At 55.5% G+C, this 9,908-nt stretch carries 9 protein-coding genes and 1 pseudogene; 9 read left to right on the top strand and 1 reads right to left on the bottom strand.

Annotated features, from left to right (window positions below; genetic code table 11):
* Nucleotides 1–817 precede the first annotated feature (817 nt).
* From D5269_RS16095 to D5269_RS16075, 5 genes are all read left to right on the top strand, one after another.
* Nucleotides 818–1,105 (top strand): transposon-encoded TnpW family protein, encoded by a 288-nt coding sequence (locus D5269_RS16095; protein WP_207709150.1) that lies wholly within the window; start codon nucleotides 818–820, stop codon nucleotides 1,103–1,105.
* A complete protein-coding gene (locus D5269_RS16090) occupies nucleotides 1,102–2,895 on the top strand; it encodes a recombinase family protein (protein ID WP_120486804.1) in 1,794 nt (597 codons plus the stop codon). The genes D5269_RS16095 and D5269_RS16090 overlap by 4 nt, the downstream gene beginning before the upstream one ends.
* A 308-nt stretch (nucleotides 2,896–3,203) precedes the next feature.
* Nucleotides 3,204–3,413 (top strand): phosphoribosylglycinamide formyltransferase, encoded by a 210-nt coding sequence (locus tag D5269_RS16085; RefSeq protein ID WP_065548382.1) that lies wholly within the window; start codon nucleotides 3,204–3,206, stop codon nucleotides 3,411–3,413.
* Nucleotides 3,414–3,421: 8 nt separating this feature from the next.
* Nucleotides 3,422–3,757, top strand: coding sequence for a plasmid mobilization relaxosome protein MobC (gene mobC / locus D5269_RS16080; protein WP_158605033.1), 336 nt, complete (start codon nucleotides 3,422–3,424; stop codon nucleotides 3,755–3,757).
* Nucleotides 3,758–3,823: 66 nt separating this feature from the next.
* Nucleotides 3,824–5,227: a relaxase/mobilization nuclease domain-containing protein gene (locus D5269_RS16075; RefSeq protein ID WP_120486802.1), complete on the top strand. Its 1,404-nt coding sequence runs from the start codon at nucleotides 3,824–3,826 to the stop codon at nucleotides 5,225–5,227.
* A 161-nt stretch (nucleotides 5,228–5,388) separates the two neighbouring features.
* On the opposite strand, the gene D5269_RS16070 is transcribed toward D5269_RS16075, so the two are convergent.
* Complete coding sequence (locus D5269_RS16070) at nucleotides 5,389–6,258, bottom strand: LysR family transcriptional regulator (protein ID WP_120486801.1); 870 nt, start codon at nucleotides 6,256–6,258, stop codon at nucleotides 5,389–5,391.
* A gap of 158 nt (nucleotides 6,259–6,416) precedes the next feature.
* Between D5269_RS16070 and D5269_RS16065 the strand changes: the two genes are divergently transcribed.
* From D5269_RS16065 to D5269_RS16050, 4 genes and pseudogenes are all read left to right on the top strand, one after another.
* Nucleotides 6,417–7,673, top strand: coding sequence for an SLC13 family permease (locus D5269_RS16065; protein WP_120486800.1), 1,257 nt, complete (start codon nucleotides 6,417–6,419; stop codon nucleotides 7,671–7,673).
* 41 nt (nucleotides 7,674–7,714) lie between these two features.
* Nucleotides 7,715–8,614: a L(+)-tartrate dehydratase subunit alpha gene (ttdA, locus tag D5269_RS16060; protein WP_120486799.1), complete on the top strand. Its 900-nt coding sequence runs from the start codon at nucleotides 7,715–7,717 to the stop codon at nucleotides 8,612–8,614.
* Nucleotides 8,614–9,240: a L(+)-tartrate dehydratase subunit beta gene (ttdB, locus tag D5269_RS16055; protein WP_120486798.1), complete on the top strand. Its 627-nt coding sequence runs from the start codon at nucleotides 8,614–8,616 to the stop codon at nucleotides 9,238–9,240. The genes ttdA and ttdB overlap by 1 nt, the downstream gene beginning before the upstream one ends.
* 153 nt (nucleotides 9,241–9,393) lie before the next feature.
* A pseudogene (locus D5269_RS16050) lies at nucleotides 9,394–9,908 on the top strand (hypothetical protein); the annotation flags it as partial.

The following is a 9,908-nucleotide window of genomic DNA, read 5'->3' as shown; positions in this document are numbered from 1 at the left end:
CGGCGGTGCAGCTCACTTCCAGCTGGAATGAGTGGATGCGGTTTCTGGACACAGCCTCCAGGCTTTACAAAGATGTATGTTGTAAAGGGTGAATGTGAGATTTCGCCTAATACAACATAGCGGCTGCTCGTTTGTGGTGAATGACGGTGCTATGGGAGGGGGTGATACCAATATCCTCACAACTTCGAGCGACAATTTGTCGCTCGAAGTATATCCGAGGGGCGGTGTCATGTTTTTTGAAATGGGACTGTCATGCCAATAGCCTGTTTTTTTCGATTTCGCCCATAATATACTTGGGAGAACGATGGTATTCGTTTGGCTGAAACGTGAGCGACAAATGTCGGCCACGTTACGCCAAAATCAAGTGTGCATTCTGCACTTCTGATTTTCGGCATGGTGGTGACGGACATTTTGACCGTCAGCACGTTCCAAGATCAGAACGAAGAATTTTCGATGTGGTTTTGTGGTTTGCGTTGTTTTGCTGCGGATCAGAACGCGCTTTGCGCGTTCTGATTTCATCTTGCATTTTTGCAATTTTTCAGAATGGAACGGCCTAATCTTGCATTTTCGCCATATTTTTGCGGTCGTGGCCGATTTGACCGTATAATAGAGATGGGCGAACAAACCGGGGCGCTTCGAGAAATTTTCAGAAACTTTTTGAAAATGGTTCCGCTTTACCCCCGGTTTTTCTCCTATTTGTGAGGGGATGCTTTGGACGCTGTGAAAACCATCGTCCTTTCACGACAAAAGTACATAGGCATATCAGGCCAGCTTTCGGTTGCGAACGTCATTACGCAGCCGGGGGCTGGCTTTCTGTTTGCCTGGAACATCCACCACCATCATACTACGGGTTGCGGCCTACCGCAAGAAAGGAAGGCAAAATATAGCTACAATTCAACCAGCAGCGGCGAACACCGCCATTCTCTACCGGCGTATCGGGTCCACCACCTACAAGGTGCGCGTCCATTTCAGCGATACCGCCCAGGAAACCATGAACGACAAAATTCTGCATTTAATTCGGCGCGGGGCCGTGACAAACGGCGCGGACTGTGGTACAATGGGGATACCACAAACGAGCCAGCCGCTTGAAGGGAGTTCAACATGAACGAGAAGCGGTTGGAGCCGGAGAAGATCACAGCATTATACGAGCGCCTTAGCCGTGACGATGAGCAAATTGGGGATAGTAACTCGATTGTAAATCAAAAGGCCATGCTTGAAAGCTATGCCGCCCAGCGAGGATTTGCCAACATTTCCCATTACACGGATGACGGATGGAGCGGGGCTAACTTTGAACGGCCCAGTTGGAAACAGCTTGTGGCGGACATTGAAGCCGGGAAGGTCGGCTGTGTGATCGCCAAGGATATGAGCCGTGTCGGGCGTGACTATCTGCAAACGGGCTTCTACACCGAGGTTCTGTTCCGGCAGCATGGGGTTCGGTTTATCGCCATCTCCAACGGCGTGGACAGTGCCGACCAGAGTACGGGGGAGTTCGCGCCGTTCATCAACATCATGTCCGAATGGTATGTCCGGGATTGCAGCCGGAAACAAAAGGCACAGTATCAGGTGCGGGGCAAGTCCGGCAAACCCGTCACGAATAATATCCCCTATGGCTTTAAGAAGGACCCGGAGGAAAAGCACCACTGGCTGGTGGATGAAGAAGCGGCGGATGTGGTGCGACGGATTTTCCATCTGAGCATAGAAGGGAAAAATCCCTCCGCGATTGCCAGAATTTTGATGAAAGATAAGGTGGAGCGTCCCTCATGCTATTTTGCCAGACAGGGCCGTGGGACGTGCCAGAGCAAAACAGATATGTCCCGCCCTTATGACTGGACAGACGCCACAATTCGGGATATACTTGCCAAGCCGGAGTATATGGGCCATACGGTCAACTTTCGTTCCTATAAACCCTCCTACAAGGACAAAAAGTCAGTCAAGCGTTCACCGGAGGAATGGCAGATCATTGAGAACACCCATGAGGCCATTGTGGACGCTGAAAGCTGGAAACTGGCCCAGCGGGTGCGGCAGACGGTCCGCCGGACGGACACCACAGGTGAGGCGAACCCGCTAACGGGTTTGCTGTTCTGCGCCGACTGCGGAGCCAAGATGTATAACCACAAGCGGGGCGGCAGGGCGCTCCGGGACGGTATGAAGATCGACCCCGAAAGCGGCCTTTATTCCGGTGACAACTATAACTGCTCCACTTACAGTTTGAGTGCCAAACAGGAAACAAGGAAGTGTTTTGGACACTACATTACCACAAAGGCAGTTCGGGCACTGATTCTTGACACCATCAGAACCGTCAGCACCTACGCGCTCTCTGATGAGAAAGGCTTTATGGAGAAGATTCACGCCGCCTCCCAGCTTCAACAGGAAAACGCCGCAAAGGAACTGAAACGCAAGCTGAACCGGGACCGTAAGCGGTCCGCCGAATTGGATGGGCTGATTCAAAAGCTCTATGAATCCTTCGCCACGGGCAGTCTGACGGAGAAGCGGTTCAAGCTGCTGTCGGATGGCTATGAGCGGGAGCAGGAGGAATTGGACGCCGCGATCAAGCGGGAGCAGGCGGAGCTTGATGCGTTCAACGCTGACACGGACCGGGCCGGGCAGTTTTTAGATTTGGTCAAGCGGTACACCGATTTCTCGGCGCTGACCACGCCGATGATTTTTGAGTTCGTGGACAAGATCGTTGTCCATGCGCCGGACAGGTCCAGCGGCGAACGGATGCAGGAAGTTGATATTTATTTGAAGTTTATCGGCAAATTCGATGTGCCGCTCCCGGAGCCTACGCCGGAAGAACTGGCAGAGCAGGAAGAACTGCGGAAGAAGCGGGAGAAGCAGAGGGAATATTCCAGACGTTCCCACGAGAAGAAGCGGGCGGCGGAGGCCCAGGGTTGAATATGCTACGTCAAGGGGCGGTCTGCGGACCGTCCCTTTTGCGCCCTAAATTTCAATCCATGTGAAATCAGCGAATAGAACGGCATCAGCATGGCGCTTTTTCGTGGAAATACGCAACGCCGGATAGCGAACACGGTACGTTGTCCCCTGCCGGTTTTCACGGTTTCGCGCGACTTCACGCTGAACGCTGAAATTCAATGTGCGCTTCTGTGACCTGGGCATGGTGAACGGCCTGCCCGGTTTGTTGGGGGCGTTTTCTATTTCTACGCCGGATGGCGAATACAATTACGAAAAGGAGAACGATTTTTATGAATATCAGGAACGAAATCAAAGCCTATATTGTCCGAGAGGGCTTCACCATGAGCGAACTGGTGGAAAAACTGGCGGAGCAGTACGGATGGAGTCCCAGCGTTCCCAATCTCTCCGACAAGCTGCGCCGTGAATCTCTGCGCTACAAGGAAGCTGTGGAGCTGGCCGATGCTCTCGGCTATGACCTCGTATGGCAGAAGCGGAGATAAGGGGGAGCATGGCAAAAGAAAAGACCAACGGTATCTATTTCAAAGTTACAGACGAGGAACGGAGCCTAATCGAACAGAGAATGGCGCTGATGGGCGTTCGGAACATGAGCGCCTACATTCGGAAGATGTGTATTGACGGCTACATTGTCCAACTGCAAATCAAGGAGCTGGACGAGTGCGCCAAGCTCCTGCGGTATACCTCCAACAACGTGAATCAGATTGCCCGGAGGATCAACAGCGGCGACGCGGTCTACCCTGACGAAGCGGACGAGATCACCGCAAAGCTGGGGGCGGTCGAAGGACTGTTCGGCAGCATATTGGAGCAGCTATCGAAAATCAAATAAGGGTCTGGTGGTGGGCGGCAAAATGACGCTCACCACCATTTTTTCTTTTGAGGGGAGGATTTGAAAATGGCAACAACACGCCTGATGCCACTGCACAGCGGCAAGGGCCGGACCGTGGCGGAGGCCCTGGGCCGGGTGACGGACTATGTGGAGAATCCAGAGAAAACCAACGGCGGCGATCTGGTGACTGCCTATCAATGTAATCCGTCTATCGCTGACCAGGAGTTTCTGTTTTCTAAGCGGCAGTACGCCGTCATTACCGGCAGGGAGCGGAAAGACAATGATGTGATCGCCTACCACCTGCGGCAGTCCTTCAAACCGGGGGAGATCACCCCGGAACTGGCAAACAAAATCGGCTATGACCTCGCTATGTCGCTGACCAAGGGGAAACACGCTTTTATCGTCTGTACCCACGTTGACAAACATCACATTCACTCGCATATCGTGTTCAATTCGACCGCCCTGGACTGCACCAGGAAATTCCGAAACTTCTGGCGGTCCTCATTCGCGGTTCGTAAAATCTCCGATATGCTGTGCCTTGAAAATGGCCTGTCGGTGATCGCGGAGCCGGAGCCCAGCCGGGGTAGCTACGGCACATGGCTGGGAGAGGATAAACCGCCTACCGTTCGGGGCCAGTTGGAGAGCATGATTGACACCGCCCTCGGTCAAGGCTGCAAGGATTTTGACAGCTTCCTCGCCGCTATGAAAGCGGCGGGTGCGGAGGTAAAACGGGGCAAGCACTTAGCGTTCAAAATCCCCAGCGGCAAACGGTTCGTGCGCTGTGATTCTCTTGGCGCGGATTACTCCGAAGCGGCGATTATGGAGCGCATTTCCGGCAAGCGGATTGTCGCTCCCAAAGCGAAAGCGGCAGCACAATCCAAGCCCAATCTGCTCATTGACATTCAAGCCCGGATGCAGAAAATCAATTCCCCTGGGTTTGAACATTGGGCGAAGATTTTCAATCTCAAGGAGATGGCAAAGACACTCATCTACTTGCAGGAAAAGGGTCTGACTGATTTTGGAGAATTGGAGAAAGCCTGTGATGCGGCCTCACAGAAATTCAGCGATTTGAGCGATCAGATAAAAGCTGCTGAACAAAGAATGAAGGACATTTCCGAATTGCAACGGCACATCGGAACGTACTCCAAGACCCGCGAGGTCTATGCCCAATATCGAAAACTGACAGGCCGGAAACAGGCCAAGTTTTACGAACAGCATAGCAGAGAGATTGAAGATTGTAAAGAGGCGAAGCGTTATTTTAATTCCCTCGGTTTGACGAAGCTGCCATCCATCCAATCCTTGAAACAGGAGTACGCCGCCCTGCAAGCAAAGAAGGGAAAACAGTATTCACAGTATAGGCAGACAAAGGCGGAAATGATAGAATTGCTCACCGCCAAAAACAACGTGGGGCGGATTTTGGGCGTGACGGAGAAAGAGAAAAATCGCCACCACCAGCAGGAGGCGCTGTGATGATTTTTTCTCTCCCTGCGGGTAACAGCAGACGCCGAAGGCGGCTTAAAAGGACCGGCGCATTTGCGCCGGTCCTTACGGGGGCTTGGGGGCGGTCAGCCACCAACAAGCACGCCCCGGTATATACCGGGGCATTGCTTGCCGCTACTCTATCCCCCTCGCTATTTCTCAATTCGCACATAGTGTATCAATGCCTCCATAGCGGGAAAAACCTGCGCGTCCTTTCGCCAGATCACCGTGACAGATGCCTCCTCCACCTCCCGGAGGGCAAATCCTGTCAGACTGTCCTCACGTTGCACTATGTCCTCGGACAGGAACCCCGCCGCCGCGTTCTCTCGGATGTGCTGGAGGATGGTAAACACTTGAGATGTATATTGAATCACGTTTGGAGTATAATCTGCCGCCCGGAATAAACGCTTAAGATATTTGGTCTGGCTGTAGCGGTCAGACAGCATGATGAGCGGTGTTTGCCCCACCTGGGACAGTGTATCCACCCGCTCCTCTGCCAGCGAGTGGTCCCGGTGGACGCAGAACAGCAGTCGGCTGTGCCCTAAAATGACAGAGCAGTAATCTACCCCAGGCGGGGCGATGGACACTGTGAGGGCGAAGTCAAGTTCCCCGGTGTCTATTTTCTGGTAAAGCGTTTCGGTAGAATCCTCCGTCACCTCAAAAGTAACATCCGGGCAGGCAGCGTAAAATCCCTTTCGCAGCCGTGGGAAGAGCAGGCTGGCCCCCATGGGAGCCACGCCTACCCGCAGGACGGCCTTTCGCTGGGCGATGAGCTCCGCGTTTTTCCAAAGCTGCCCGTAGGAGCGCAGCAGGTGCTCTGCCTCCCGGAGAAAGGCCCTGCCCTGGTCCGTCAGGCTGATGCTGTTGGGCCGGTGGTCAAACAGGGGGAAGCCGCACTCCCTTTCCAGATCCCGGATAGAAGTGGACAGGCCGGGCTGGGAGACAGACAGCTCCCGGGCGGCTCTGGTCAGGCTCTGGTGCTTGCATACGGCAACGTAGTATTGCAGTTGCTGAAGTGTCATGTGCCGCACCTCCTTTCCCCCATTTTAGCATAAGTATAAACTGTGCTCAATAGATTTTATATATTTTACATTTTGTTTTTTCTATGCTAATATATAGATAACGAGATGAAAGCTGCGCGGCGACATTTCAGTTGAAGAACAACAAGGAGGAGTTGCCCATGTCCCCGGTTGTCATAACCCTGCTGTTCCTGGCTTTCGCCATCGTGATGTTCATCCTCGAAAAAATCCCCCTTGGGCTGACCGCCACCATCGTGGCCATCGGCCTGAACGTGACCGGCGTCCTCAGCGCCTCCGACACCTTCGCCGGCTACGTCAACAGCAACGTGATCCTGTGTGTCGGAATGTTCGTGGTGGGACAGGCCCTGTTCGAGACGGGTATGGCCAACAAGATCGGCGGCATCGTCACCCGGTTCGCCAAAAGTGAACGGATTTTGATCACCGCCATCATGGTCATCGTGGGCGTCATGTCCGGCTTCCTGTCCAATACCGGCACCGCCGCGGTGCTCATCCCCGTGGTGTGCGGCATCGCCGACGAGTCCGGCTACTCCCGGGGCAAACTGCTCATGCCTCTGGTGTTCGCCGCTGCCCTGGGCGGCAACCTATCCATCATCGGTGCCCCCGGCAACCTGATGGGCATCAACGCCCTGAATGAGATGGGGATCCAGACCGGATTCTTCGAGTACATCGCCGTGGGTGCGCCCATGCTGATTTTTGGCATCATTTACTTTGCCCTCATCGGTTATAAGTTCCTCCCTGACTCCAAGGGTGAGGGGGACACTGAGGGGCAGCGCGACTACAGCGGTGTCCCCCAATGGAAGCAGGTCACCTCTCTGGTAGTGCTCATCGTGGTGATCCTGGCCATGATTTTTGAGGAGCAGATTGGGATCAAACTCCAAGTTTCCGCCTGCATCGGCGCGGCCTTCCTGGTCCTCACCGGCGTCATCAGCGAGAAGGCGGCGCTCCAGTCCATCGACCTGAAGGTGGTCCTGCTGTTCGGCGGTTCTCTGGCCCTAGCCAAAGCGCTGGAGACCACCGGGGCCGGAAGCCTGATTGCCGACACTATCGTGGGCGCCCTGGGCGAGAACCCCAACCCCATCATCCTGCTGCTGGTGATCTTCATCGTGGGCTGTACCCTGACCAACTTCATGTCCAACACCGCCACCACCGCCCTCATGGTGCCCATCGCCGTCTCTCTGGCCCAGAGCCTGGGGGCGGACCCCCGCTCCATGGTGATTGCCACCGTCATCTCCTGCTCCTGCGCCTACGCTACCCCCATCGGTATGCCCGCCAACACCATGGTGGTAGGATTGGGCGGCTACAAATTCAATGACTATGTGAAATCCGGCCTGCCCCTCATCGGCGTGTCCTTCGTGATCTGCATGGTGCTGCTGCCCATCCTTTATCCCTTCTATTGAGCGATATATAGTAATCTATTTTCATACAAGGAGGTCATTTCATGACAAAACCAGAAAGCGTCCAGCGCATGACCGAGATGATGGCAAAATTCATCGCCCACACCGGCAAAAAGCTGCCCAACGATGTCATCGCCAAGCTCCAAGAGCTGCGGGACAAGGAGGACAGCCCCCTGGCCAAGACCATCTACGACACCATGTTCCGCAACCAGGAGCTGGCGGTGAAGCTGAACCGCCCTTCTTGCCAGGACACCGGCGTGCTCCAGTTCTGGGTGAAGTGCGGCACCGGCTTCCCCCTCATCAATGAACTGGAGGGTCTGCTGAAGGAGGCGGTGGTCAAGGCCACCTTCGATGCCCCTCTGCGCCACAACTCGGTGGAGACCTTCGACGAGTACAACACCGGCAAGAATGTGGGCAAGGGTACCCCCACCGTGTGGTGGGACATCGTGCCCAACTCCGACCAGTGTGAGATATACACCTACATGGCAGGGGGTGGCTGCACCCTCCCCGGCCACGCCATGGTGCTCATGCCCGGCGAGGGCTATGAAGGGGTCACCAAGTTTGTGCTGGACCGCATGACTACTTACGGCTTGAATGCCTGCCCGCCCCTGTTGGTAGGCGTGGGCGTGGCCACCTCGGTGGAAACCGCCGCGCTGCTGTCTAAGAAGGCCCTAATGCGGGATATCGGCTCCCACAGCGAGAACGAGAGGGCAGCCAAGATGGAAAAGCTGCTGGAGGACGGCATCAACGCCATCGGCCTGGGTCCCCAGGGCATGGGCGGCAAGTATTCCGTGCTGGGCGTCCACATCGAGAACACCGCCCGGCACCCCTCCGCCATCGGCGTGGCGGTGAACGTGGGCTGCTGGAGCCACCGGCGGGGCCACATCATCTTTGACAAGGACCTCAATTACACCATTCTTTCTCATTCGGAGGTGACGCTGTAATGGTAGAAATCAGAGACGGTAAGAAGATCCTGACCACCCCCATCTCGGCGGAGGATTTGAAGGACATCCACATTGGCGATATCGTGTACCTGACGGGCAGCCTGACCACCTGCCGGGACGTGGCCCACCGGCGTGTGGTGGAGGAGGGCCGGGAAATCCCGGTGGATGTGCGGGACAACGCCATCCTCCACGCCGGGCCCATCATCCGCCCCCTGGAGGGGGACAAATTCGAGATGGTGTCCGTGGGGCCCACCACCTCCATGCGTATGGAGAAGTTCGAGTACGACTTCGTAAAAACCACCGGCGTCCGGGTCATCGTGGGCAAGGGCGGCATGAAGGGCAACACCGAGCGGGCCTGCAAAGAGTTCGGCGCCATCCACTGCGTGTTCCCCGCAGGCAACGCCGTGGTGGCCGCGGTGGAGGTGGAGGAGATCGTGCGGGCCGAGTGGCGGGACCTGGGGATGCCCGAGACCCTGTGGAATTGCCGGGTAAAGGAGTTCGGGCCCCTGATCGTGTCCATTGACAGCGAGGGCCGGAACTACTTCGAAGAGAAGAAAGTGGAGTATGAACAGCGCAAGGACGAGCAGGAGGCGCTGATCTCCAAGCAGGTAGGATTTATCAAGTAAATCAGACAGCGAAACAGCCCCGTTTCATTCAAAGCCAGCTAAAAGCGATTTGAATGAAGCGGGGCTGCTTTTTGTCAAAAGGAAAGGAATGCTGCACAATTCCATAATGCGGTCACGCAAAGAATCAAATCTCAAATTCCCCCTTGACAACAGCTTTATAAATACCCCTTCCATGACCAGCTGATGATCTACGCCCAGCGCCCGGACGCTACCGCCTGCGCGGAGTATGACTTGTGGAATGACAAGATGGGCCGCTATGTCCGGCGCGGCTCCAAGGGCATCGCCCTGGTGGACGATTCCGGGGACCGGACCCGGCTGCGGTATGTCTTTGACATTTCCGACACCGGAACCCGCCCGCACTCCCGCACTCCCTGGCTCTGGAAGATGGAGGAACGGCATATAGATTCCATCTCCGCCATGCTGGAAAACCGGTATGGGGTGGGCGGCGATGATTTAGGCGGGCAGCTGACCGAGATCGCCCGCAGGCTGGCCGGGGAATACTGGGCGGACAACGGGCGGGACTTCCTTTACATCGTTGACGATTCCTTTTTGGAGGAGTACGATGAACTTAACATCGAAGTCCAATTCAAAGCCGCTGCCACCGTCAGCATCGCCTATTCCCTGATGTCCCGCTGCGGGCTGGCCCCGGAGCAGTATTTCACCCACGA

Source organism: Anaerotruncus sp. 1XD42-93 (assembly GCF_009917605.1).
Classification (GTDB): domain Bacteria; phylum Bacillota; class Clostridia; order Oscillospirales; family Ruminococcaceae; genus Anaerotruncus.
This window is presented reverse-complemented; position numbering and strand designations above follow the sequence as displayed.

Bases quoted from the DNA above. Each gene is read 5' to 3' on its own strand.
- mobC (WP_158605033.1), top strand. From the start codon at position 3,422: ATGGCAAAAGAAAAGACCAACGGTATCTATTTCAAAGTTACAGACGAG.
- D5269_RS16075 (WP_120486802.1), top strand. From the start codon at position 3,824: ATGGCAACAACACGCCTGATGCCACTGCACAGCGGCAAGGGCCGGACC.
- ttdB (WP_120486798.1), top strand. From the start codon at position 8,614: ATGGTAGAAATCAGAGACGGTAAGAAGATCCTGACCACCCCCATCTCG.
- ttdA (WP_120486799.1), top strand. From the start codon at position 7,715: ATGACAAAACCAGAAAGCGTCCAGCGCATGACCGAGATGATGGCAAAA.
- D5269_RS16090 (WP_120486804.1), top strand. From the start codon at position 1,102: ATGAACGAGAAGCGGTTGGAGCCGGAGAAGATCACAGCATTATACGAG.
- D5269_RS16085 (WP_065548382.1), top strand. From the start codon at position 3,204: ATGAATATCAGGAACGAAATCAAAGCCTATATTGTCCGAGAGGGCTTC.
- D5269_RS16070 (WP_120486801.1), bottom strand. From the start codon at position 6,258: ATGACACTTCAGCAACTGCAATACTACGTTGCCGTATGCAAGCACCAG.
- D5269_RS16065 (WP_120486800.1), top strand. From the start codon at position 6,417: ATGTCCCCGGTTGTCATAACCCTGCTGTTCCTGGCTTTCGCCATCGTG.